Here is a 24,235-nt window from a genome sequence, read left to right as displayed (position 1 = left end):
CGGACGCTATCGCCCCGGGTCGGCATCGTGCGCGCCGGAGTCCCCTTCGGGCGGCGCCGCGGGCCCGGCCCCGCCGGCCTCGGGTTCGTCGTGCTGGACGATGCGTACGGCGGCGCGGAGTGCCTCGCGCTGTTCGGAGGACATCATGCCGAAGAAAGCGACGAGGGCGGCCGCCGGGTTGTCGCTGGTCGACCAGGCTTCGTTCATCAGTGCGGCCGAGTAGGCGGCGCGGGTGGAGACCGCCGTATATCGATAGGCGCGGCCTTCGGCTTCCCGGCGGACCCAGCCCTTCTGATGGAGATTGTCCATAACGGTCATGACCGTGGTGTACGCGATGGACCGTTCCTGCTGGAGGTCTTCCAGGACTTCCCGAACGGTGACCGGGCGGTTCCACTGCCACACCCGCGTCATGACTGCGTCTTCGAGTTCTCCCAAGGGGCGAGGCACAGCAGCACGATAGTGCGGATTGCGGCGAATTGCCCGACTATTCGCCGCAACGCGCGGCGGAAAACGCCGGTGGGGTTACTCCCGGCCTACGTCACTTCTGCGACGGCCGGCCGGCCTCGGCACGGGCGATCGCGGCGTCGACGGCCGCGTCTTCCTTGGCCTTGTTGGCGCCGCCCTGGGACTTCACGATCGTCACGACGAGAGCGATGAAGAACGCGGCCATCACGAAGGGGGGCACGAGCGCGGAGACGTAGTCCATGCCCCCCAGCGTAGCTATACCGCCGCGCGCCCGGCCGCCGGGGGCGGGCTGGGCTTGCGGCGCGGCGGGAAGACCTCGCCCGGGGTGGGCACCGGGCGGGCCGGCGGCTCCTTCGGGGGCCCGGGCGCCGGCGGCGGGGGCTTCTGCTCCTTGCCGCCGGCCAGGGCCAGCAACCGGGTGCGGGGGGCGGGGGCGGCCGCGAGCCTGCGGCGCACGGAGCGTTCGGCGACGGCCCGGGCCCGCTCCAGCACGGCGCCCGCGACCGGGTTGGCCCGCAGGGCGCGCAGGGCGGCGAGGTCGTCGGGCTGGGGCTCGTACCCGGCGGCCAGGGCGTCCTGGAGCAGCTCCAGGTAGCCCGACAGGCTCCCGGGCAGGGCGCCGCGGTAGCGGGCCAGGTCCTCCAGCAGGAAGGTTCTGAGCCGGCCGGCCTCCTGGACCGCGTCGTCCACCGACGCCGCGAGGCGCAGGCAGTCCCGCACCTCGGATGCCGTCAGGGGGGCCGTGGAGGAGGACTGGAGGGCGTGGGCGAGGGAGCGCCTGAGCACGTGCAGCTCGGCGGCGCTGAACGCCATGCCGCCGCGGGATCCGTAGGGCGTGGGCATGGGCCGAAGATACGCGCTAATCGGACAAAATCCCCCGAGGGTGCGGGATTGCGGCGCGGCGGACGTCCGCGCCGCCCCGTCCGGGTGGATCAGCGGGTCTCTTTGACGCTCTGCACGAATGCGGCCCAGGCGGCGTGGGTGGTGGCCATCACGAAGTGCGCCGGGTCGGCCCGGTCGGCCACGCGCACCAGCGTGCCGGGCGCCTCGGCGACGTACACGCAGGCGTCCCCGTCGCCGCAGTAGGAGGACTTGCGCCAGTCGGGGCGAGCGTTCGCGGTCATGGTGTCTCCTCCGCAGTGGACGAGGTCGCGGTGCTTCTCGAGCGTGACGCTATCTCCACGAGAGGCACGGTCCGGCCGGTTCCGGCAAAAAACCCAGCCGCCGGAAAGTACGGGCGCCCACAATACGCGCCCCCGGTCACTCCACCGGGAAGGCGTACGCGATCTCGTAGCGGGAATCGGGGACGACCAGGTCGGCCGTCTCCACCGGGCGGCCGTCCGTGTCGAGGTACGTGCGCTCGATCTCGGTGATCAGCGCCCCGAGGCTGATCCCCAGCAGGTTGGCCTGGTTCTGGTCGGCCCGGGACGGGCGCGGCACCTCCACCACGGAGGCGACCGTGATGCCGATGGACCGCATCCGCGCCACCACCCCGGCGCCGCGCAGCTCGCCCACCTCCGGCAGCACGATCGGGGTGCCGGAGGTGATGGCGAGGGGCTCCCAGGACTCGGAGAGCTCGGCGGGGCTGCCGTCGGCCATGAACTCGTAGCGGGTCATCACGCAGGGGGAGCCCGGTTCGATGGCCAGGCGGGCGGCGATCCGCTCGGGCGCGGGGACCTGCGGCAGGGTCCTGGAGTCCCAGGACGCGGTGATGCCGTGCGCGGCGGCCTCGGTGCGGAAGGTGTTGCCGGAGCCGGGGACGCGGCGGCGGGTGCGGAGCATCCGCATGCGCCGGCGCGGGGTGCGCACGTAGGTGCCGGAGCCGGCGCGGCCTTCGAGGAACCCCTCGATGATCAGCTGTTCCATGGCCCGCTGGGTGACGCCCTGCCCGACGGAGTACTCCTCCGCGAAGCGGGCGCGGGAGGGGAGCCGGTCGCCGATGGACCACTCACCCGCCTCGATGCGGGTCCGGAGCGATTCGACCACCTGCAAGTACGGGGATTTACGGGGCATTTGGGCCGTCCTGTGCCGTCTCGGCTGTGCCGCTGCGGGAGGGTGTGCGTCCGACGCCGACAAGCTAACCGATCAGGTTCAAGCTGAGGACTCCGCATGACGGAGCGCTACCCTCCGGTAGGGCCCCGCGGTGCGGGCGCCCTACCGGGACACCGGGTCAGTCGAAGTTCGGCGCGTTGCGCTCGTACACCAGCCGCAGCCCGATCAGCGTCAGCCACGGCTCGTGGTCGTCGATCGCCGAGGCCTCGCCCAGGACGATCGGCGCCAGCCCGCCCGTGGCGATCACCCGGACGTCGTCCGGGTCACCGCCCGGACCCGCCAGCTCCTTGGCCATCCGGTTGACGATCCCGTCGACCTGGCCGGCGAACCCGTACACCACGCCCGACTGCATCGCCTCGACCGTGGACTTGCCGATCACGTTGCGCGGCCGGGCCAGCTCGATCTTCCGCAGCTGCGCCCCGCGCACGCCGAGCGCCTCCATCGAGATCTCGATGCCCGGGGAGATCACCCCGCCCACGTACTCACCGCGCGCCGAGACCGCGTCGAAGGTGGTCGCCGTACCGAAGTCCACGACGATCGCCGGGCCCCCGTACAGCTCGACGGCGGCGACCGCGTTGATGATGCGGTCCGCGCCCACCTCCTTCGGGTTGTCCATCAGGATCGGCACGCCCGTCTTGATCCCCGGCTCGACCAGCACCGCCGGCACGTCGCCGTAGTAGCGGCGGGTGACCTCGCGCAGCTCGTGCAGGACCGACGGCACCGTCGCGCAGATCGCGATGCCGTGGATCCCGTCGCCCAGCTCGCTGCCGAGCATCGGGTGCATCCCCATCAGGCCCTGCATCAGCACCGCCAGCTCGTCGGCCGTGCGCCGCGGGTCGGTCGAGACCCGCCAGTGCTCGACGATCTCGTCACCGTCGAACAGGCCCAGGACCGTGTGCGTGTTGCCGACGTCGATGGTGAGCAGCACGGGTTACACCGCCTCGCGCAGGTCGAGGCCGATGTCCAGGACCGGCGAGGAGTGCGTCAGCGCGCCCACCGCCAGGTAGTCGACGCCCGTCTCGGCGTAGGCGCGGGCCGTCTCCAGGGTGAGCCGGCCCGAGGACTCCAGCGCGGCGCGGCCCGCGACGATGGTGACGGCCTCCTCCGTCTCCGGGACGGTGAAGTTGTCCAGCAGGATCAGGTCGGCGCCCGCGTCCACCACCTCGCGGACCTGGTGCATCGTGTCGACCTCGACCTCCACCGGCACGTCCGGGAAGGCCTCGCGGACGGCCTTGAAGGCCTGGGCGACGCCGCCCGCCGCGACCACGTGGTTGTCCTTGACCAGCGCCGCGTCCGACAGCGACATGCGGTGGTTGACGCCGCCGCCGCAGCGGACCGCGTACTTCTCCAGCGAACGCAGGCCCGGGGTGGTCTTGCGGGTGTCGCGGACCTTGGCCTTCGTGCCCTCCAGGACGTCGGCCCAGCGGCGGGTGGCCGTCGCGATGCCCGACAGGCGGCACAGGATGTTCAGGGCGCTGCGCTCGGCGGTCAGCAGGTCGCGGGTACGGGCGCGCACGGACAGCAGCAGCGCGCCGGCCTCGACCCTGTCGCCGTCCTCCGCGTGCCGCTCGACCTCGAAGGCCTCCGTGCAGACCACGGAGAACACGGCCTCCGCGATCCGCAGCCCGGCCACGACCCCCGCCTCGCGGGCCACGAAGTCGGCGACGGCCTTGGCCTCTTCGGGGACGGTCGCGACGGTGGTGACGTCGACCCCGCCGTCCAGGTCCTCGGACAGCGCCATGTGCGCGATGTCCTCGACCTCGATCGGGTCCAGGCCGGCGTCCTCCAGCAGCTGGGCGAGCGCCGGGTCGAGGCCGCTCTCCTCGCCGTCGCCGCAGCCGCAGTCGTCGCCGCAGCCGCCTTCGTTCTGCTCGATCAGGGGGAGTTCGGGGGTGCTCACGGTCACTTCTCCAGGCTGAGGGGGTGGTTGACGGACGGGAAGTCCGCGGAGTCGGTGGGGGTCACGACCAGCGCCCGCCGCTCGGTGCGCGAGAGCCGCACCACCAGGTGGCGGCGCCAGGCGGCGTCGTCCCGGTCGGGGTGGTCCTCGCGCCAGTGGCAGCCGCGGGTCTCGGCGCGCCGCTGGGCGGCGGCCACCAGGACGCGGGCCACGCACAGCAGGTTGGTCGCCTCCCAGGTCTCCACGCCCGGGACGGCGGTCTTGCCCTGGCTCTCCAGTTCGCCCAGGGCCGTCGTGTAGAGGGTCTCCAGCGCTTCCGCGGCCGCGGCCAGCGAGCCGGCCGAACGCAGCACGCCCGCGCCGTCCGTCATGATGCGCTGGACCTCGTACCGGGCCTCGGCCGGCTGGAGCGGGCCGGTGGCGGGCACCGGTATGCCCGGGCCGCTGCCCACGGGCGGGTGCGCGGTGATGTCCTCGGCGATCCGCTCGGCGAAGACCAGGCCCTCCAGCAGGGAGTTGGAGGCCAGCCGGTTCGCGCCGTGCACACCGGTGCAGGCCACTTCGCCGCACGCGTACAGGCCGGGGACGGTGGTGCGGCCGTGCAGGTCGGTCCGTACGCCGCCCGAGGCGTAGTGCGCGGCCGGCGCCACCGGGATCGGCTCGGTCACCGGGTCGATGCCGTGGGCCCGGCAGGCGGCGAGGATCGTCGGGAAGCGCTGCTCCCACATCCGCGCACCGAAGTGCCGGGCGTCCAGGTACATGTGCTGGGCGCCCTGCTCCTGCATGCGGCGCATGATGCCCTTGGCGACGATGTCGCGCGGAGCGAGCTCCGCCAGCTCGTGCTGCCCGACCATGAAGCGGACGCCGTCCGCGTCGACCAGGTGCGCGCCCTCGCCGCGCACCGCCTCCGACACCAGCGGCTGCTGGCCCTCGGCGTCCGGGCCGAGGAAGAGGACGGTGGGGTGGAACTGCACGAACTCCAGGTCCGACACCTCCGCGCCGGCGCGCAGCGCGAGGGCCACCCCGTCGCCCGTGGAGACGGCCGGGTTGGTGGTGGCGGAGAAGACCTGCCCCATGCCGCCGGTCGCTAGGATCACGGCGGGCGCGTGGACGGCGCCGACGCCGTCGTGCTGCCCCTCGCCCATGACGTGCAGGGTGACCCCGGCCGTACGGCCTTCGGCGTCCTGGAGCAGGTCCAGTACGAGCGCGTTCTCGACGGTACGGATGCCCGCGGCGTGCACGGCCTCGACCAGGGCCCGGGAGATCTCCGCGCCGGTGGCGTCGCCGCCCGCGTGCGCGATCCGGCGGCGGTGGTGGCCGCCCTCGCGGGTCAGCTCTATCTCGCCGGTCTCGGCGGACGTGTCGAAGACCGCGCCCGTCCCGATCAGCCGGCGCACGGCGTCGGGGCCCTCGGTGACCAGGAGCCGTACGGCCGCCTCGTCGCACAGGCCCGCGCCCGCGACCAGGGTGTCGTCCAGGTGCTGCTCGGGGGTGTCGCCCTCGCCGAGGGCGGCCGCGATGCCGCCCTGCGCCCAGCGGGTGGAGCCGTCGTCGAGCCGCGCCTTGGTGACCACGACCGTACGGCGGCCCGCGGCGGCGCACCGCAGCGCGGCGGTCAGGCCCGCGACGCCGGAGCCGACGACCACGACGTCCGCGTCGAGGGCCCAGCCGGGGGCGGGGGCGTGCAGCCGTATGCCGGTTCCGGAGGTGCCTGGGTTGCCTGTGGTGCTCACGCGTGTGCTCCGAACTCCAATGGGATGTTGTCGATCAGCCGGGTCGTGCCGACCTTCGCGGCGACGGCCAGCACGGCCTGCCCGGTGAAGTCGGGACCGACGTCGGTGAAGTCCTGCGGGTCCACCAGGGCCAGGTAGTCCAGGGCCAGCGGCGGCTCGTGGCGGCCCGCCTCCTCCAGGACGTGCCGCGCGGCGGCCCGTACCGCGTCGGGCAGTCCGCCGTTCGCCGCCGAGACGGCGTGGGCGTCGGCGGAGGCCCGGATCTCCCCGAGCCGGGCCAGGGCGGTGGCGCGCTCGTCGCTGGCGGGGGCGGCCTCGGCGCGGGCGCGCAGCGCGGCCTGCGCCGCGAGCCGGTCGCGGCCGGCGAACAGGGCGCGGGACAGGGCCAGGGCGGTACGGCGCTCGGCCGGGCCGAGGTAGCGGTTGCGGGAGGACAGGGCGAGCCCGTCGTCCTCGCGGACCGTGGGGACGCCGAGCACCTCCACGGGGAAGTTCAGGTCGGTCACCATCCGCCGGATCAGCGCCAGTTGCTGGGCGTCCTTCTGGCCGAACAGGGCCAGGTCGGGACGGGTGAGGTGGAGCAGTTTGGCGACGACGGTCAGCATGCCGTCGAAGTGGCCCGGCCGGGTGGCGCCCTCGAGCCGCTCGCCCATGGGCCCGGCGGAGATCCGCACCTGGGGGTCGCCGCCGGGGTACACCTCGTCGACGGCGGGCGCGAACACGGCGTCGGCGCCCGCCCCTTCGCAGACCAGCAGGTCGGCGTCGAGGGTGCGGGGGTAGCGGTCGAGGTCTTCGCCCGCACCGAACTGGAGGGGGTTGACGAAGACGGTGACCACGACCTGGCCGTCCGGGCCCACCTCCTCGCGCGCGGTGCGGACGAGCGTGGCGTGCCCCTCGTGCAGGGCGCCCATCGTCATCACCACGGCGCGGCGGCCGGCGGCGGCGCGCGGCAGCTTGTGGAGCTCTTCGGCGGTGTTCAGCAGCTGGAGCGGGCCGGTCATCGCTCGGCGTCCTTCGGGTCGGCGGGGTCCGCGAGCACACCGAGCAGGTCCTCGGCCAGTTCGGGCTTGAGCAGGCCGTGCGCGAGCGCGCGGTCCGCGGTCGTACGGGCCATCGCGAGGTACCCGGCGACGGTGGCCGGGGCGTGCTTGCGCAGCTCGGACACGTGCGCGGCGACGGTGCCGGCGTCGCCGCGGGCGACGGGGCCGGTCAGCGCGGCGTCACCGGAGCGCAGGGCGTTGTCCAGGGCGGCGCCCAGCAGCGGGCCGAGCATCCGGTCGGGGTGCTCGACGCCGGCGGTGCGCAGCAGCTCCATGGCCTGGGCGACCAGGGTGACCAGGTGGTTCGCGCCCAGGGCGAGGGCCGCGTGGTAGAGCGGACGGCTCTCCTCCGCGATCCACTCGGGCTCCCCGCCCATCTCGATGACCAGGGCCTCCGCGGCGAGCCGCAGCTCCTCGGGCGCGGTCACGCCGAAGGAGCACCCGGCCAGGCGCTGCACGTCGACCTCGGTCCCGGTGAAGGTCATCGCGGGGTGCAGGGCCAGCGGGAGCGCGCCCGCACGGCGGGCGGGGTCGAGCACGGCGGCCCCGTAACGCCCGGAGGTGTGCACGAGGAGCTGGCCGGGACGGACCGCGCCGGTCTCGGCGAGGCCCTCGACCAGGCCCGGCAGGGCGTCGTCGGGGACGGTGAGCAGCACCAGATCGGCCCGCTCCAGCACCTGCGCGGGGGCCACCAGCGGCACGTCGGGCAGCATCCGCTCGGCCCGCCGCCGGGAGGCGTCGGAGACCCCGGAGACGGCGACGGGGTGGTGGCCGGCCTGCTGGAGGGCGCGGGCCAGCGCGGGGCCGACACGGCCGGCGCCGACGACTCCGACGGTGAGCCGGGCGGGACGCGGTTCCTGGGATGAGTTCACGCGGGGAGGGCCTTCCGTTCCAGTCCGCGGGGGGTACCGGACGATACGTCGCCATGCTAGGCCCTTTCGGAGCACGGGCGCCGGTCAGGCCCGCCGGGGGCGGTGCCGGCGGGGGCTTCGCCGGAGCCGGGGCCGGGCGGGGCGGACGGGCCGTCGGCGATGATCGGGGGCATGACTGATGACGCGGAGCGGACGCAGCGGCTCGCGGCGGCCTGGAAGGGGGCCCGCCGGACCCTGTCGGGCGGCGCCCGGGAAGCGACGGTCGGGGAGCTGCTGGCGGCGCTGTCCCGGGCCCCGTACGACATGGACGCCCCTGCGGACCTCTACGGCGACGGGGTCGTCGCCGAGCTGGAGCGGCGGGTGGCGCAGCTGCTCGGCACCGGGAGCACCCCGAGCCCTTCGGCACCCTGATGCTGGAGCTGCCGCTGCGCGACGCCGGCTACCTGCTGCCGACGTGGGAGGAGCTGGAGGGGCTGGTGGACGCCGCCCGGGAGCGGGACGCGGTGGTCCACTTCGACGGGGCCCGCCTGTGGGAGTCCACCCTCCACTTCGGCCGGCCGCTGCCGGAGATCGCGGAGCTCGCGGACTCGGTGTACGTCTCCCTGTACAAGTCGCTGGGCGGGCTGAGCGGAGCCTGCCTGGCGGGGGCCCGGGACTTCGTGGAGGAGACCCGGGTGTGGCGCCACCGGTACGGGGGCCAGGTCTTCCGCCAGTTCCCCCAGGCCCTGTCGGCCCTGGCCGGGCTGGAGCGGGAGCTGCCGCGGCTGCCGGCGTACGTGGAGCAGGCCAGGGTCGTCGCCGCGGCACTGCGGGAGGGCTTCGCGGCGGCGGGGGTGCCGTGGTCCCGGGTCCACCCGGAGGTGCCGCACACCCACCAGTTCCGGGTGTGGCTGCCGTACGAGGCGGACCGCCTCACGGAGGCGGGCGCCCGCCTGGCGGAGGAAACGGGCACCCTCCTGTTCCGCCGGTGGTCGGCGGAGGGCCCGCCGGGCCTGGCGGTGACGGAGCTGACGGTCACGGAGCCGGGCCTGACGTGGACGGCGGCGGAGGTCCGCGAGGCGGTGGCGGGCTTCCTGGCGCGGGTGTAGGGCGGGGGTGGGGGAGCGGGGTTTCGGTGGGGCGGTGTCAGGGCTGGTTCGGGGGTTTCCCGTCAGTCCCATCGTCGTTCCGTGTCGTGCCGGCCTGTCAAGGGCGCTCGCTGCGCTCGCGTCACTGCGTGATCGCCTTCGGCGACCCTTGACAGCCCGTCCCGCCCCGGAAAGCCGAAAGACTGCCGGGAAGCCCCCGAAAGAACGGTCACAGGGGCACGAATGACAGGGGCGGCCCCGTCGGGGATGAGACGAGGGGCCGGGCGTCGCCTTGCCGGGCATCCGGGCCCCAACACGGCGATCGGCACCGGGGCCCGCACCAGATCGCTACGTGGTTCTCTTGGTTCGGCGTCCGTCGGCCGCTACCTGCACCGGACGTTGATCAGGGGCACGTTCGGACGTCTGCCGGTCCGGGATGGGCTTCTGATCAACGTCTGGTGCGGGTAGCGGCCCCAGACGGTCGTCAGTCGCCGAACCAAGAGGAGCGCGTAGCGATCTGGCGCGTCTGGGGGCTTCCCGCGCTGCCCTGGTCGCTGTTCGGTTGGGGGTTGTGGCCCCCAACCCCTCGCCTCGTCCCTGAGAGGCCCGCTCCTCGGACGTGTCCCTGGTGACCGTTCTTTCGGGGGGTTCCCGGCAGTCTTTCGGCTTTCCGGGGCGGGCTGGTCTGTCAAGGGTGGAGCGAAGCGACATCGCGAAGCGACGCGACGAAGGAGCGCCCTTGACAGGCCGGCACGTCACGGAACGACGATGGGACTGACGGGAAACCCCCGAACCGGCTGTGAGACGGCTCCGCCAGAACCCGGCCTCCCAGGTCCCGCCCCGCCCACTCCCCCCCTCAGCACGCCCGCGTCCCGTGGAAGAGGCGGGTCAGGGTGTGGCGCCAGGGGTGGGTGGCCGGGCGGCCGGCCAGGACGGCGGTGAACTGGGCTTCGGTGCGGATGGCGCGCAGGGCTGCGACGTCGTGGCGGCCCGGGGGCGGGGGCATGGGGGCGCCCTGCTGGGCCGCGCGGTAGGTGTCCACGAGGTACTGCTCGATCGCTGTCATGCATCCACCCTCACCCCGTTGGGCGCAGGGCGCTCGTCGATTGACGCTCCGCGTCAATCGACGCCCCCCACCTGCGGGAATGCCCCGGCGCCGCCCGGACGACCCCCATACGGACGCGTGGGCCCCCGTACTCCCGCCGCGCCCCGCCGCCCCCGCCCGCACCCCGCCGCGCAGCCGGGGAGCCCCCCTGCGGGCGGGCCGTGCGCGCGGCGGGTCGGCAAGGAGAATGGGGCGATGAGCGTCACCATCGACATCGCCGGACTTCCCGCGGACCGGATCGGGTTCGCGCCGTCCCCGCTCGCCGAGCTCTGCATGGCCCTGCACACCCTCTCGCAGCCGGCCCACCATCCGGGGCTGCAGAGCTGGACGACGTCCACCACAGCCTCGCTCGACCCCTGTCTGGCGGACCGGCTCCTCGAGGCCGAGTTCATGTGGCGCAGTTCCTTCTCCGACATCTTCATGGCCTTCGCCGGTGTCCCCGGCGGCACCGGCCGTCCCGGCGCGACGCTGGCCGAGGAGCTGGACGTACTCGACCGGATGGACGACGAGCGGTTCGTGATGGCCGCGCTGGAGCACTGCTGGCTGGCGCTCTACAACGAGGGCGGCGGGCCGCACCCGCTCAAGGACGAGGCGGCGCGGGCGAAGGCGCTGGAGACGGCGGCCGCGCGCGGGCCCCGCCAGCTGGAGTTCTCGGCGCGGCTGCTGGACGATCCCGCCGGCGTGCGGGTGTGGATGCGGCGGCTGCTGGAGGACTGCGACGAGGCCTTCTTCGCGGAGACCTGGCGGCGCGTGGAGCCCCGGCAGACGGCGGACGCCCGGCACAAGACGGAGGTGCTGCGCCGCAAGGGGCTGCCGGCGGCGCTGCGGGAGGTCTCGGCGGCGCTGAGCGTGGACGAGGGCCTGACCACCATCACCGCCGACAAGATGGTCAACGGCCGGACCACCGCGACCGATCCGCTGATCGGGGCGGGGCTGCTCTTCGTACCGACGAACTTCGGCTGGCCGCACCTGCTGGTGCTGCACGCCCCTGGCTGGCGGCCGGTGGTGCACTACCCCCTCGACTCGCCCGAGCTGGCCTCCGGGCCGGGCTCGGTGGAGCTGCTCCAGCGCCGGATGGAGGCTCTGGCGCACCCCATGCGGATGATGCTGTGCCGGAGCCTGGCGCGGGCCCCCTACACGACCAGCGAGCTGGCCCGCGTATACGGGATATCCGCGCCGGAGGTGTCCCGCCACCTGGCCGTGCTGAAGAAGGCCGGTCTGACGCACACGCGGCGTCAGGGGCGTTATGTACAGCATCAGTTGGATCTCCCCGTGGTGGCGCGGATAGGTTCCGATTTCATCGAGGGGATCCTGCGCTGATGCGGCCCGGCGCCGGCCGACGGGCTCCGGACGGTGGCCGGATCCCGACCCCTCCCACGGACACCGATATCCGGATTTCACAAACCGGAAGCAGTGAAAGGTCTGGCGAGGGCCGCCCCTTGGTGTCTAACGTGCGTCCACCACTCCCCCACAGGCGCTTCCTGCTGTGAAAGGACCTTCATGCCCTCTCGCCGTATAGCCACCGCGACCGCCGCCCTCGCGGCCGTGGCCCTCGTCTCCCCGCTGCTCCTCGCCGGGCCCGCCGGGGCGACGAGCCCGCAGAGCGACGCCGCCCGGGGCGACGCGCTGGCCAGGAAGCTGGTCAAGGACGCGACGGGCAAGGGCGCCAACAACCACCTGAAGGTCTTCCAGTCGATCGCCGACTACAACAACGGCACCCGCGTGGCCGGTTCGAAGGGCCACGCCCAGTCGGCCCAGTACGTGGAGGCCGTGCTCAAGGGCGCCGGGTACCAGGTGTCGCGCCACGAGTTCGACTTCGTGTACGTCGAGACGATCTCCGAGAAGCTGAAGGTCAACGGCGCGAACGGCCGTGACGTGCCGCTCAAGCTGATGACCTACACGGCCAGCGGCCCCGAGGGCGGCATCACCGCTCCCGTCGCCGTCGTCCCGGTCGACGCCGACGGCACCACCGGCTGCGAGGCCACGGACTTCGCGTCCGGCACCTTCACCGGCAAGATCGCGCTGATCAAGCGCGGCGGCTGCACCTTCGCGGCGAAGCAGGCGAACGCGGCGGCGGCGGGCGCGGTCGGCGCGGTCATCTACAACAACACCGCGGGCGCCCTCAACGGCACCCTCGGCGACGCGAACGCCGGCAAGGTCCCCACCGGCGGGATCAGCCAGGAGGACGGCGAGAAGCTTGCCGCCGAGGCGGCCGCCGGGCCGGTTTCGCTCACCCTGGACGTCCGCGAGCTGCGGGAGAACCGCAAGACGTTCAACGTCGTCGCGGAGACCAAGGGCGGCGACGCGGACAACACCGTCTTCCTCGGCGCGCACCTGGACTCGGTCGCGGCCGGTCCGGGCATCAACGACAACGGCTCCGGCTCGGCGGGCATCCTCCAGGTCGCGCAGCGCCTGGCGAGCAGCCAGTCGAAGATCAAGAACAAGGTCAAGTTCGCCTGGTGGTCGGCGGAGGAGTTCGGCCTGCTCGGCTCCGAGGCGTACGTGGCCTCGCTGACGCCCGAGCAGAAGAAGCAGATCAAGCTCTACCTCAACTTCGACATGATCGCCTCGCCGAACGCCGCGTACTTCGTCTACGACGGCGACGACTCCGACAAGGTCGGCTCGGGCCCCGGCCCGGAGGGCTCGGCGCAGCTGGAGAAGGGCATCACCGACTTCCTCGACGCGCAGAACATCCCGCACGAGGGCAGTGACTTCACCGGCCGCTCGGACTACGGCCCGTTCATCGAGGCGGGCATCCCCTCGGGCGGTACGGACACCGGCGCCGAGGGCATCAAGACCCCCGAGCAGGCGGCGAAGTTCGGCGGTCAGGCGGGCGTCGCCTACGACGTGAACTACCACGGCAAGGGTGACACCATCGCCAACATCGACCAGAAGGCGCTCGACATCAACGTGGACGTCATCGCGAACGCGGTGGGCCACTACGCCTTCGACCTGGCCCCGCTGTCCCAGCCGGTCGCCACGCAGCCGAGCACCGGCTCGGGCAACGGCGGCGGTCTGCGCCCGGGCCACGACCACGACGTCGAGCAGTAGGAACCGGCGCGGCACCGAGGGGCCGGCATCCCGCACGGGGTGCCGGCCCCTCGGCTATGTCCCCGCCCAGCCCCTGGTGACGTACGAGACCGCCCGGGCGGCCGATTCGCGCCGGCGCGGGTCGGCCCGTACGGAGCGGGACAGTTCCAGGTGCAGGAAGCGCGTGCCGTGCGCGGCGGCGAGCCTGCCCTGTTCGTTGGTGCGCCCCGACAGCCTGCATGCGGCGGCCCAGGCGCGGCACGGCTCGACGCCCCGGTCCTCCAGCCGCGCCGCGAGCCGCCGGGCGTCGTCGGCCGCGGCGCTGCCGGCGCCGGTGGAGACGACGGCGCCGGTGCCGGGGACGGAGGAGTCGGCGAAGCCGTGCAGCTGGACGCCGGGCAGGCCGCGGCGGGTCAGCTCGGCGACCACGGCGTGGAAGACGGAGTCGGCGCGGTGCGCCACGTCGGCCGGGTCCCGGGAGCCTGTGCCCTCGTCGTCCTCACCGCCCTCCGAACCGCCCCGGGATCCGCCCTCCGAGCCGCCCCCGGAGCCGCCCGCCTCGCGGTGGGCCCCCGCCAGGACCATGACCCCGCCCGGCGCCCCGCGCAGCACCGAGACCCCGAGCCGCTCGGTGTCCCGGTCGGCCACGGGGTGCGGGACCTGCACCGACCAGCGCGGGGGCGTGCCGAGCTCGGCGTACACCCGGCCCCACCCCCGCTCGGCGACGCCGCCTGACGCCTCGGCGACCTCCGCGTAGCGGCGTCCGCCGGGCCGGTCCGTGAAGGTGTCGAGGCGGTAGCCGACCTCGCCCAGCCGGGTCCGCGCGCGGTCGGTGTTCCCGTCGAACAGGGCGGAAACCCCCTCGGTCAGGACGGCCCGCTCCGCCGGAGTGGGTGGCCGATAACGGCGCTCCGCCTCGAAACCGGCGGTGAAGCCGGTGACCCGTCGAAGGAGATCCGTGTCCTTGGCCACAGGCGCAGCCGAGGGTGCCGTGGCCTTTTGCCCCGAATCACCCGACCGAAAAGCCGCATAAACGAACACTCCCATGATCACTACGCAAACAGCAGCAATGATCATCAAGGGTCTCGCCCGTTTCACCGTCATCACTTGGCTGAAAATAGCCGGATGAAAATGCCCCCCGTCCGGCCGGTCCCCTCCCGGACCGCCGCCCTGGCCCTCCCGCTGAGCCTCGCGCTCGCCGGATGCGGCCTCCTCGGCGCACCGGACGAGGCCCCGGCCGCCGGTGCGGGACGCTCCTTCTCGGTCGCCGCGGCGGGCGACATCCTCATCCACCCCCAGCTCACCGACCAGGCCGCCCGCGACGCGAAGGCCGCCGGCCACACGGGGTACGACTTCGACCGGATCATGGCCGGGATCAAGCCGGTCATCAGCAAGGCAGACCTCGGCATCTGCCACATGGAGCCGGTCCTCGGCCAGCCGAACGGCCCCTTCCAGACCTACCCCGACTTCCTCGTGCCGCCGCAGATCGCCAAGACGATCAAGAACGTCGGCTACGACACCTGCTCCACGGCCTCCAACCACACCCTCGACCACGGACCCGAGGGCGTCTACCGCACCCTCGACACCCTGGACCGCGAAGGCCTCCGGCACACCGGCTCCGCCCGCAACCGGGCCGAGGCCGACAAGCCGCTGATCCTCGACGTCAAGGGCGTCAAGGTCGCCCAGATCTCCTTCGCCTTCGGCTTCAACGGGCGCGAGGTCCCCCGGGACAAGCCCTGGCTGGCCAACCTGACCAGCTTCAAGGCCATAGCCGCCGCCGAGAAGAAGGCCCGCGCCGCCGGCGCCGAGGTGGTCGTCCTCTCCGTCCACTGGGGCCGCGAACACCAGCCCAACCCCAGCAACCCGCAACTCGAACTGGCCCGCAGGATCGCCGAGGAGACCGGGATCAACCTGGTCATCGGCCACCACGCCCACGTCGTCCAGCCGATGGAGAAGGTCGGCGGCACCTGGGTCGCGTACGGGCTCGGCAACCAGCTCGCCCGGCACGACGTGCCCAGCGGCCTGACCGAAGAGGGCGCCATCGGCTGGTTCGACTTCACCGAGAAGAACGGCACGTGGGACGTCCGGGCCCGCTTCGTGCCCACCTTCACCGACATCCCGCCCGACCCCGAGAGCACCCCCGGCGCCGACCTGCCCGGCACGACGAACGCCGCGCCCGTCCGCGACCACCGGCTCGTCGACATCGCCGCCGTCCTCTCCGACGGCACGAAGCTGCTGCCGGAACAGCGGGCCCGCTACCGCCTGGCCTTCGAACGCACCCAGGGCACCCTGCTCAACCGCGGCGCCGCCGGGGACGGTCTGCGGCCGCTGCGGACGCTGCCCGACTGACCCCGCGCAGGACCGCCCGTACGTACGCACACCCGACCTCCCCCGCCAGGAAGGACCCCGCTGTGGCCGCTCCGCGCCCCACGCGACGGCGCAAGGCCCGCCGCAGGGCCGACATGTCCCTGCTCGGTGGCATCAGACCGCCGATCACCGTCCTGTCGGTCCTGCTGCTCGCCCTGGCGGGATTCACCGCGTTCAGCCTCGGCACCCTCCGCGAGGACCGCCTCCCCCAGGCCGTGCTCACCTCCCAGCAGCACTTCGCCGAGGACGGCGCCATCGCGCTGCGCGCCTCCCTGGACGAGAGCGTCACCGACCTGAACCGGGCGGCGTCGCTGTTCTCCACCGGCGCCACCGTCGCCCCCGACGCCGTGCTCGACCGGATCGGCAGCGTCTACCAGAAGTGGCGCGGCACCGCCGTCGTGGAGATCGCCTCCGGCCGGCTCCTCGCCGCACGGGGCGAGAACCTCCCGCTGACCGCCGTCGACCGCGGCGGGCTCTCCCGCGAGGGCGGCCTGGCCCCCCGCATGGTCACCCTGGCCAACGGCGAGACCCGGCTGCTGACCCTCTCCCTCCTGGACTGGAAGGACCAGCCGCAGCAGCTCCTCGTCGCCTCCAGCAGCCTGCGCTTCCCCGGCATCAGCCTCGGCAACTTCCGCAGCATCGCCGTCGTCGGCGCCGACGGCACCGTCCTGAGCACCGACGGCATCCCCGAGCCGGAGATGGTCCTCACCGACCTCCAGCGCGCCGACGTCAAACGCGACACCAAGCAGCTGGCCTCCTTCTCCAGGACCGCCGCCCGCAAGGCCCGCGCCCACCCCCTGACCGTGAAGGAGCCCGGCTCCGGCGGCTTCCCCGGCGTCAGCGGCAGCCTGACCGGGGGCCAGTGGGGCGGCGAACGCGCCGCGGCCGGCTACGCCCGCCTCGCCGGGCCCGAACCGGGCGTCGGCACCCACGCCACCAGCCTGGAACTGACCGTCGTCGCCATGGTCAGCGTCGCCCAGAACCCCGCCCGCACCTCCGACGCCTTCGCCGGACTCGTCCTGGCCGCCGCCCTGCTGCTGGTCGGCGCCCTCGTCGTCGCCCTGCTGGTGGCGACCGTGCAGCGCCCGCTGATCAGCCTGTTCCTGGAGAGCCGGCGGCTGACGCGCGGCGACCTCACCCGCCCCGTCACCGTCCCCCGGGGCGCCGAGGCCGCCCGGATCGCCGCCGCGCTGGAACGCCTGCGCGGCCGGCTCATGGACGGGCGGCCCGCGGACCGCGCCACCGCCGCCCCGCCCGCCCGCGCGCGGAGGCGCCGCACCGGGGCCCGTACGCTCCTCGCGGTGTGCGCCGTGCTGCTCCTGGCCTGGTGCGCGCCCCTGGGCCTGCTCGTCAACCGGGCCGGGGACGACGTCGTCGTACCGCAGCAGCTGGTCAACGACCAGCGCGAACGCACCGACACCCTCAACGACCGGATCCGGCGCGCCCTCAACGAGGGCCATGCCGACCTGCTGTCCGTGGCCTCCCTGATGGACAAGGACACCAGCCCGCAGCACATGACCACCGTCCTGGAACGCACCGCCCAGGAGCACCTGCGCTACGGCTCCCTCTACGTCCTCGACCCCGCCGGCAAGGCCCTCGCCCAGGCGGGCGGCCACCCCCGGGCGCCCTTCGGCAAGGGCCCCCGCAAGGAGCCCGTCACCCTCTACGACGGCGACAAGGAGCCGGTGATCGTCGCCACCGCCGAGATCCCCGGCCGGGAAGGCGCTGCCGTCGTCGGCGAGTTCCGCATCGACTTCCTCAACTCCCTCCTCAGGCGGCCGGGCCTCGGCGAGATCCGGGTCGTCGACGCGAAGCACCGGGTCATCGGCTCCAACAGCGGCTACCGCGCCTTCGAGAAGCTCGACGACGAACGGCTCGACGCCCTGGTCACCGGCTCCGCCCTCAAGGTCGGCATGTCCCCCCGGCCCGGCAGCATCCTGTACCGCAGCGGCGGCGACCACGTCATCGCGGCCGCCGCCCCCTTCGTCGGCGGCGGCGCGGCCAAGCCGCTGGACTGGACCGTGGTCAGCTGGCAGTCCGCCAAGGGCCTCGCCATCCACGAATACAGCCTGCAGAACCGCACCGTCCTCGCCGGCCTGCTCGGCCTCGCCGTCGGCGCCGCCTGCCTGGGCTGGCTCCAGGTCGTCGTGGTGGCGCCGCTGCGCGAACTCGCCCGGCGCGCCGAGGCCCTCGCCGACGGCGACCGGCGCACGGTGCTCTACCCCCGACACCACGACGAGGTCGGCGCCGTCACGCGCAGCCTGGAGATCATCCGCCAGCAGCTCCAGCTCCAGCAGCACCAGCGCAAGCAGGCCGGCGGAGCGCCTTCCGACCCGGCCGGAAGGAACTGATCCGCCGTGCTCTTCCTCTACTGCGTCCTGCTCGTCAGCTGCCTGGTCATGCTCGTCGCCGGCATCGTCGAACAGCGCCGCCACTTCGCCAGCCTGGACCGGATACCGACCCGGGTGCTGGTCAACGGCATCCGCGGCAAGAGCTCCATCACCCGGCTGTGCGCGGGCGCCCTGCGCGGCGGCGGCCTGACCACGGTCGCCAAGACCACCGGCACCGCGGCCCGGTTCATCCACCCGGACGCCACCGAGGAGCCGGTGTACCGCAAGTTCGGCATCGCCAACGTGGTCGAGCAGATCGGCATCGTGCGGCGCGCCGCCGCCTACCGGCCGGACGCGCTGGTCATGGAGTGCATGGCGGTCATGCCGGCGCTCCAGGAGATCAACCAGTCCAAGCTGATCCAGTCGACCATCGGCGTGCTGTGCAACGTCCGCGAGGACCACGTCGCGGAGATGGGCCCCACCCTGGACGACATCGCCCGCTCCCTGTCGCGCTCGATGCCGCACGGCGGGATCTGCGTGACCGCCGAGAAGGAGCGCTTCCACGTGCTCCAGGAGGAGGCGGACGCCCGGGACTGCACGCTCGTCTACGCCGACCCGGACACGGTCTCGGACGAGGAGCTGCGCGGGTTCAGCTGGTTCACCTTCAAGGAGAACGTCGCGATCGCGCTCACCGTCGCCGGGCTGCTGGGCGTCGACCGGGCCACCGCCCTCCAGGGCATGTACGACGCCCCGCCGGACCCGGGCGTGCTGTCGGTCGAGCGGTACGAGGCCCCGGGCGGGAAGCGGCTGCGGTTCGCCAACGTCTTCGCGGCGAACGACCCCGAGTCCACGCTGATGAACATCAACCAGCTGCTGGACCTGGGCGCCATCGAGCGCCCCCTGAACGTGGTGATCAACTGCCGCCCCGACCGGGTCGAGCGCAACGCCCAGATGGGGTCGATCGTCCCCGACCTGCGGCCGGAGCAGGTGTTCGTGATCGGGCACCCCGCGAAGAGCGCCGTCGACGCGATCCCGGCCGAGTGGCGCGACCGTGCCGTCGACCTGGGCGGCGACCAGCGCGACGGCGCACAGTTCGTGCGGGAGTTGCTGGGGCACCTGGGCGAGAGCTCCTCGCTGGTGGCCATCGGCAACATCCACGGGCAGGGCGAGGTCCTGCTGGAGCACCTCGCGGAGCTGCCGGCGGACGAGAGCGAGCCCGCCGGGGCCCGGCCGCAGGAGCCGGACGGGACGGGCGGGTCGGACGGGCACACCGGGCCCGTCCGGCGGGAGGAGCCGGCGCCGGTCTTCACGCGCCCGGTCGACCCGTACGCGGACGACCCGTACGGGCAGGACCCGTACGGCCCGCACGGCTTCGGGCCCGCCCCGCGCGAGCCGCAGCCGTACGGGCAGCAGCCGTACACGGCGGCCGGGCAGCACGGGCCGTACGCCCAGGACCCGTACGCCCAGGACCCGTACGCCCGTGCCCCCTGGCCCGGGGAGCCGTACGGCCGGGCCGTTCCGCCCGCGGACCCGTACGGGATCGCCGCCGCCACTCCCGTACCGGCCTGGCCGCAGGCCTCGGCACAGCCGCCGCAGCCGTACCCGCACCACCCTGGAGAACCCCGTTGATCCCCGCCGTCCTCACCCCCGAGATCGCCGCGATCGGCATCGCGCTGGGCCTGCTGTTCTCCCTGCTCTGCTACCTCACGACGAACCTCTCACCCGGCGGCATGATCACCCCGGGCTGGCTCGCGCTCACCCTGATCGAGGACCTCCAGCGGGCCGCGCTCGTGGTCGGCATCACGGTGCTGACGTACGTCCTGGCCCTGCTCACGCAGAAGTTCGTCATCCTCTACGGCAAGCGCCTCTTCGCCGCCGTCGTCCTCATCGGCGTCCTGCTCCAGGCCACCGTCGTGATCGTGCTCCAGCTGGAGTTCCCGCTGCTGTACGCCAACCAGACCCTCGGCTTCATCGTGCCCGGCCTGATCGCCTACCAGCTGGTCCGCCAGCCCAAGGGCGCCACCCTGCTGGCCACCGGCAGCGCCACGCTCATGACGTACGTCGTCCTGACCGCCGGAATCCTCCTCGGCGTCATGCCCTCCGCCTAGCCGCACCGCACCGCATCCGCCCCACCTGCACCGGAGCCACCCGTATGACCGCCACGCCGAAGAGCCGCAGCCGCACCCGCCCCGCGCTGCACACGGCCACCGTGCTCGCGCTGCTGGCCGGCAGCGCGTACCTCACCTACGCGCTGCGCGCCGAGGAGCAGGCCAAGGCGCCCGCCGTACAGGTCGTCCAGGACGCGGCCGTCGCGGCGGGCGTCCCGTCGGGCGCGGCGGGCGCCCGCAAGTGGGAGCGCGTCCGCAGCCCCGACCGGTCGGTGCTGCGCGACGGCACCGGCCAGGTGCTGGCCACCTTCACCGACGGCGCCCGCACGGCCACCCTCACCGGCCCGAGCCGCACCTTCACCGAACCCGCGAACACCACGTCCCGGGTCGTCACCGAGAACTGGGTCCGCCTGATGCCCGAGCAGTGGAAGGCGGGCGCGGAGAACCAGCAGTGGTTCAAGGACTGGTTCACGAAGTACTTCGGGAGCCAGGAGGACGACGTCTTCGCGATGGCCTTCCAGTACGGCGACCAGGCCCCGGTGAAGAAGGACGCGCAGGGCACCGCCTACGCGGGCGACGCCTCCTTCGGCCCGCTCAACCCCAACGGCTCCGCCGGCAACGACCTGCGCCTGGAGCAGTCGGACTTCTACGACTACCTCGGCAAGCCGTACGCCTTCCGCAACGGCGTCACCAAGCAGCCGCAGGCCCCGCGCTACCGCTCGATGGACTGCTCCGGCTTCGTGCGGACCGTCTTCGGCTACCGCGCCCGCTACCCCCTGATGCCCGACGACACCCCGGGCGCAGCCGGCCTGCCGCGCACCGCGAACGGCATGGCCCGCTCCAGGCTGGGCACGGACGTGATCCCGCTCAAGGGGGTCGGCGCGGCCGACCGCCCCACCTCCATCGACGTGATCCAGCCCGGTGACCTGCTGTTCTTCAAGCTCGACGCCCGCACCAAGGACCGCCTCGACCACACGGGCATCTACCTGGGCACCGACACCGACGGCCACAAGATCTTCATCTCCAGCCGGGAGGAGGCCAACGGGCCGACGATCGGCGACAAGGGCGGCACCTCGCGCCTCGACGGCAACGGCTACTACGCGACGACCCTGCGCAGCGCGAAGAGGCTCTAGACCGGCCTAGGCCGGCCAGGGGCCGATGCCGACCGGCTGGACCAGCCAGCCGAAGTCGCCCAGGCCTCCGCGCGCGGTGAGTTCCGCCGCCTCGCCCGCCGCCGCCAGGGCGCGTACGTAGCCCGCCGGGTCGGTGGAGGCCAGGGCCAGCGGGGGCCGGGCGCCCGAGACGCCGAGGGCGGTCAGCGCGGCGCGCTGGGTGAGCAGGCCGGCGCCCGGTCCCGCGCAGGCGTCCAGCGCGACGTGCGCGGTGACGTCGCAGCTGCCGTCCGGCACCGGGGCGACCTCGCGGCCGTCGCGGAAGCCGGTGAGCGTGCCGTACGGGGGCCGGGCCGCGCGGGTGTGGGCGTAGTCCACGGCGACCGCCAGGCCCCGCTCGACGGTGGCGACGGCCGCCGCCCAGGCCTCGTCGCGGGCCCGGCCGATCTCCGCCCGGCCGCCCTCCGGTCCCGTCGCGCCGGGCCACCACCGCTCCAGCCAGGCCCGGTCGGGCTCGTCGAGGGGGCCGCCGGGGGTCTGCGTACCGTCGGGGGCGACCAGCACGTAGCGGCCGTCCTCGGCGATCTCCAGCGGTACGTTGTCCAGCCATTCGTTCGCGAACAGCAGCCCCGTGATCCCCTCGGGCGGCGCGTTCACCCACCGGATGCGGGGGTCCAGCCCCTCGGGCCGGGCCGCGCGCTCCACCGCGTACGGGTCCACGCGCGCGGCCGTCCGCGGCGGCAGGGCGGCGAGGACGCCGGCCAGCAGTTCGCCCCGCCCGGCCCCCATGTCGACCAGGCCGAGCCGCTCCGGCCGCCCGAGGGCGCCGTCCACCCACTCCAGCAGCCGCGCCACGGCCGCGGCGTACAGGGGCGAGGCGTGCACGGAGGTCCGGAAGTGCCCGGCGGGCCCCGGCCCGCCCGGACGGACGTAGAAGCCGCCGGGCCCGTACAGCGCGGCCTCCATCGCGGCCCGCCACCGGACGGGGCCGCCGACGGGCCCCCTGACCTCACCCTGCGCGCTCATCCCCCACAGACTAAGCCGACCCTCCACCTTGCGGAGTACTCCCCCGTCGCAGGGATCGCACCTGTGGTTGACTCCAGCACCTATCCGCTTTCCCTACGCTTTGTTACGTGCAGCGCCTCTACGACTTCATCCGCAGACACCCGACGGGCGTCGACAGCTTCTGGGCTGTCCTCTTCTTCGGGGTCTCGATGATGAACGTCGTCGGCGCCGAGGGGCAGAGCACCGCGCTGCGGCTGGCCACCGTCCCCGTGGTGGCCGCGCTGGCCGCCGCCGTGGCCCTGCGCCGCAGGTGGACCGTGCCGGTGTTCTGGCTGACGGCGGCCGCGGGCGTCTGCCAGCTGGCCATCGGCCAGGAGATGCAGTTCTGCGACGTCGCGATGCTGGTCGTCCTCTTCACGGTGGCGGCGGCCGACGTCCCCCGCTGGGTCTCGCGCGCCGCCCTCGTCTCCGGACTGCTGGCCTCCCCGCTGTACTTCCTGCGCTTCGGCGTCGACAAGAGCGCCGGCACGGTCCAGGAAGTCCTCTTCGCCCTGTTCATGATGGTCCCCTTCGCTCTCGCCTGGGTGATGGGCGACTCGCTGCGCACCCGCCGCGCCTACTACGCCCAGCTCGTGGAGCGCAACCAGCGGCTGGAGAAGGAGCGGGAGGCGCAGGCCAAGGTGGCGGTGGCCGCCGAGCGGGCCCGCATCGCCCGCGAGCTGCACGACGTCGTCGCGCACAACGTCTCGGTGATGGTGGTCCAGGCCGACGGGGCCGCGTACGTCATGGACGTGGCGCCCGAGCAGGCCAAGGAGGCCCTCCAGACCATCTCGGGGACCGGCCGCCAGGCGCTCGCCGAGATGCGCCGGCTGCTGGGCGTCCTGCGGACGGGAGAGCCGCAGGAGTCCGAGGACTACGTGCCGCAGCCCGACGTGGAGCAGATCGAGGTGCTGGTGGAGCAGGTGCGGGCGGCCGGGCTGACGGTGGACTTCGCGGTGGAGGGCGCCCCGCGCAGGCTGCCCAGCGGGGTGGAGCTGACGGCGTACCGGATCGTGCAGGAGGCGCTGACGAACACCCGCAAGCACGGGGGCCCCGATGCGCGGGCGAGCGTACGGCTGGTCTACTTCGACGACGGCCTGGGCCTGCTGGTCGAGGACGACGGGCGGGGCGCGGCGCACGAACTGTACGAGGACGGCGGCGCGGACGGCGCCGGACACGGTCTGATCGGCATGCGGGAACGCATCGGTATGGTCGGGGGAACCCTGGACGCGGGACCGCGTCCCGGCGGGGGTTTCCGCATCAGTGCCCTGCTCCCGCTCAAGAAGAGTGAGAGGTAATCCACGGATGTCCATCCGAGTGATGCTCGTCGACGACCAGGTGCTGCTGCGCACCGGCTTCCGCATGGTGCTCGCCGCCCAGCCGGACATGGAGGTCGTCGCGGAGGCGGGCAACGGCCTGGAGGCGCTGGAGGTGCTGCGGGCCACGGCGGTGGACGTGGTGCTGATGGACGTGCGCATGCCCAAGCTCGACGGGGTGGAGGCCACCCGGCGCATCTGTGAGCCGCAGGAGCACCCGAAGGTGATCATCCTGACCACCTTCGACCTGGACGAGTACGCGTTCTCGGGCCTGAAGGCGGGGGCGAGCGGCTTCATGCTGAAGGACGTCCCGCCGGCCGAGCTGCTGGCCGCGATCCGGTCGGTGCACAGCGGGGACGCGGTGGTGGCCCCCTCGACGACGCGGCGGCTGCTGGACCGGTTCGCGCCGATGCTGCCGACCACGACGGCGGAGCCGGAGCACAAGGAGATCGAGCGGCTGACGGACCGCGAGCGCGAGGTCATGCTGCTGGTGGCCCAGGGGCTGTCGAACGGGGAGATCGCGGCCCGGCTGGTGCTGTCGGAGGCGACGGTCAAGACGCACGTGGGCCGCATCCTGACGAAGCTGGGCCTGCGCGACCGGGTGCAGGTGGTGGTCCTGGCGTACGAGACGGGCCTGGTCCGCGCCGGCGGCGGCGCGGGATAACCCCACGGGCCCTCCGCGCGGGTGTCCGCG

General features: G+C 73.5%; 22 protein-coding genes and 1 pseudogene. 10 read left to right on the top strand and 13 right to left on the bottom strand.

All coding sequences use genetic code 11. The annotated features are described in order from the left end of the window. Positions 1–6: 6 nt before the first annotated feature. The 10 genes from ACZ501_RS34210 to ACZ501_RS34165 all read right to left on the bottom strand — a co-directional run bounded on the left by ACZ501_RS34210 (position 7) and on the right by ACZ501_RS34165 (position 8,062). A complete protein-coding gene (locus ACZ501_RS34210) occupies positions 7–447 on the bottom strand; it encodes a BlaI/MecI/CopY family transcriptional regulator (RefSeq protein WP_361599479.1) in 441 nt (146 codons plus the stop codon). Between the two features lie 91 nt (positions 448–538). Beyond that, a complete protein-coding gene (locus ACZ501_RS34205; RefSeq protein ID WP_361599482.1) occupies positions 539–706 on the bottom strand; it encodes a hypothetical protein in 168 nt (55 codons plus the stop codon). Between the two features lie 14 nt (positions 707–720). After that, the gene (locus ACZ501_RS34200; RefSeq protein WP_468800540.1) at positions 721–1,308 is read right to left on the bottom strand and encodes a hypothetical protein; all 588 of its coding nucleotides are present in this window, start codon (positions 1,306–1,308) and stop codon (positions 721–723) included. 89 nt (positions 1,309–1,397) lie between these two features. Then, positions 1,398–1,589, bottom strand: coding sequence for a DUF397 domain-containing protein (locus ACZ501_RS34195; RefSeq protein ID WP_361599488.1), 192 nt, complete (start codon positions 1,587–1,589; stop codon positions 1,398–1,400). A gap of 136 nt (positions 1,590–1,725) precedes the next feature. Then, positions 1,726–2,478, bottom strand: a complete 753-nt coding sequence (locus tag ACZ501_RS34190; RefSeq protein WP_361599491.1) for a GntR family transcriptional regulator — start codon at positions 2,476–2,478, stop codon at positions 1,726–1,728. A 157-nt stretch (positions 2,479–2,635) separates the two neighbouring features. After that, positions 2,636–3,445: a type III pantothenate kinase gene (locus ACZ501_RS34185; protein ID WP_361599494.1), complete on the bottom strand. Its 810-nt coding sequence runs from the start codon at positions 3,443–3,445 to the stop codon at positions 2,636–2,638. Positions 3,446–3,448: 3 nt separating this feature from the next. Next, complete coding sequence (gene nadC / locus ACZ501_RS34180; RefSeq protein ID WP_468800538.1) at positions 3,449–4,417, bottom strand: carboxylating nicotinate-nucleotide diphosphorylase; 969 nt, start codon at positions 4,415–4,417, stop codon at positions 3,449–3,451. Positions 4,418–4,419: 2 nt separating this feature from the next. After that, the gene (locus ACZ501_RS34175) at positions 4,420–6,150 is read right to left on the bottom strand and encodes an L-aspartate oxidase (protein WP_468800535.1); all 1,731 of its coding nucleotides are present in this window, start codon (positions 6,148–6,150) and stop codon (positions 4,420–4,422) included. Further along, complete coding sequence (panC, locus tag ACZ501_RS34170) at positions 6,147–7,151, bottom strand: pantoate--beta-alanine ligase (protein ID WP_361599500.1); 1,005 nt, start codon at positions 7,149–7,151, stop codon at positions 6,147–6,149. Before panC ends, ACZ501_RS34175 begins: the two co-directional genes overlap by 4 nt. Beyond that, on the bottom strand, positions 7,148–8,062 hold the full coding sequence (locus ACZ501_RS34165) for a Rossmann-like and DUF2520 domain-containing protein (protein WP_361599503.1): 915 nt from the start codon (positions 8,060–8,062) through the stop codon (positions 7,148–7,150). Before ACZ501_RS34165 ends, panC begins: the two co-directional genes overlap by 4 nt. A gap of 159 nt (positions 8,063–8,221) precedes the next feature. Between ACZ501_RS34165 and ACZ501_RS34160 the strand changes: the two are divergent. Continuing rightward, positions 8,222–9,150 (top strand): annotated as a pseudogene (locus tag ACZ501_RS34160) (beta-eliminating lyase-related protein). A gap of 835 nt (positions 9,151–9,985) precedes the next feature. Here the strand turns inward: ACZ501_RS34160 and ACZ501_RS34155 are convergent. Continuing rightward, positions 9,986–10,195, bottom strand: coding sequence for a hypothetical protein (locus tag ACZ501_RS34155; RefSeq protein ID WP_468800533.1), 210 nt, complete (start codon positions 10,193–10,195; stop codon positions 9,986–9,988). A gap of 234 nt (positions 10,196–10,429) precedes the next feature. Between ACZ501_RS34155 and ACZ501_RS34150 the strand changes: the two genes are divergently transcribed. Together ACZ501_RS34150 and ACZ501_RS34145 are read left to right on the top strand one after the other, a co-directional pair. After that, on the top strand, positions 10,430–11,554 hold the full coding sequence (locus ACZ501_RS34150) for a DUF5937 family protein (protein ID WP_468800531.1): 1,125 nt from the start codon (positions 10,430–10,432) through the stop codon (positions 11,552–11,554). A 180-nt stretch (positions 11,555–11,734) separates the two neighbouring features. Then, on the top strand, positions 11,735–13,285 hold the full coding sequence (locus ACZ501_RS34145; protein WP_362464750.1) for a M28 family metallopeptidase: 1,551 nt from the start codon (positions 11,735–11,737) through the stop codon (positions 13,283–13,285). A 54-nt stretch (positions 13,286–13,339) separates the two neighbouring features. Here ACZ501_RS34145 and ACZ501_RS34140 read toward each other — a convergent pair whose 3' ends face one another. Next, on the bottom strand, positions 13,340–14,236 hold the full coding sequence (locus ACZ501_RS34140) for a hypothetical protein (protein ID WP_468800529.1): 897 nt from the start codon (positions 14,234–14,236) through the stop codon (positions 13,340–13,342). A 159-nt stretch (positions 14,237–14,395) separates the two neighbouring features. Between ACZ501_RS34140 and ACZ501_RS34135 the strand changes: the two genes are divergently transcribed. From ACZ501_RS34135 to ACZ501_RS34115, 5 genes are all read left to right on the top strand, one after another. Continuing rightward, a complete protein-coding gene (locus tag ACZ501_RS34135) occupies positions 14,396–15,613 on the top strand; it encodes a CapA family protein (protein WP_468800576.1) in 1,218 nt (405 codons plus the stop codon). Between the two features lie 113 nt (positions 15,614–15,726). Beyond that, positions 15,727–17,982, top strand: coding sequence for a HAMP domain-containing protein (locus tag ACZ501_RS34130; protein ID WP_468800573.1), 2,256 nt, complete (start codon positions 15,727–15,729; stop codon positions 17,980–17,982). Positions 17,983–17,988: 6 nt separating this feature from the next. After that, positions 17,989–19,590, top strand: a complete 1,602-nt coding sequence (gene pgsB / locus ACZ501_RS34125) for a poly-gamma-glutamate synthase PgsB (protein WP_468800527.1) — start codon at positions 17,989–17,991, stop codon at positions 19,588–19,590. Beyond that, positions 19,587–20,069, top strand: a complete 483-nt coding sequence (locus tag ACZ501_RS34120; protein WP_468800524.1) for a poly-gamma-glutamate biosynthesis protein PgsC/CapC — start codon at positions 19,587–19,589, stop codon at positions 20,067–20,069. The genes pgsB and ACZ501_RS34120 overlap by 4 nt, the downstream gene beginning before the upstream one ends. Before the next feature lie 44 nt (positions 20,070–20,113). Further along, positions 20,114–21,202 carry an NlpC/P60 family protein gene (locus ACZ501_RS34115; protein ID WP_361600320.1) on the top strand — a complete coding sequence of 363 codons (1,089 nt, stop codon included), beginning with the start codon at positions 20,114–20,116 and terminating at the stop codon, positions 21,200–21,202. Positions 21,203–21,208: 6 nt separating this feature from the next. Here ACZ501_RS34115 and ACZ501_RS34110 read toward each other — a convergent pair whose 3' ends face one another. After that, on the bottom strand, positions 21,209–22,207 hold the full coding sequence (locus tag ACZ501_RS34110; RefSeq protein ID WP_468800521.1) for an SAM-dependent methyltransferase: 999 nt from the start codon (positions 22,205–22,207) through the stop codon (positions 21,209–21,211). A 107-nt stretch (positions 22,208–22,314) separates the two neighbouring features. On the opposite strand from ACZ501_RS34110, the gene ACZ501_RS34105 reads away from it, so the two are divergent. Together ACZ501_RS34105 and ACZ501_RS34100 are read left to right on the top strand one after the other, a co-directional pair. After that, on the top strand, positions 22,315–23,523 hold the full coding sequence (locus ACZ501_RS34105) for a sensor histidine kinase (protein ID WP_361600326.1): 1,209 nt from the start codon (positions 22,315–22,317) through the stop codon (positions 23,521–23,523). Between the two features lie 7 nt (positions 23,524–23,530). Then, positions 23,531–24,205 carry a response regulator transcription factor gene (locus tag ACZ501_RS34100; RefSeq protein ID WP_362464734.1) on the top strand — a complete coding sequence of 225 codons (675 nt, stop codon included), beginning with the start codon at positions 23,531–23,533 and terminating at the stop codon, positions 24,203–24,205. Positions 24,206–24,235 lie beyond the last annotated feature (30 nt).

The organism is Streptomyces sp. NPDC034085, assembly GCF_055575555.1.
The sequence above is the reverse complement of the archived record's forward strand: the minus strand, read 5'-3'. Positions and strand labels throughout refer to the sequence as shown.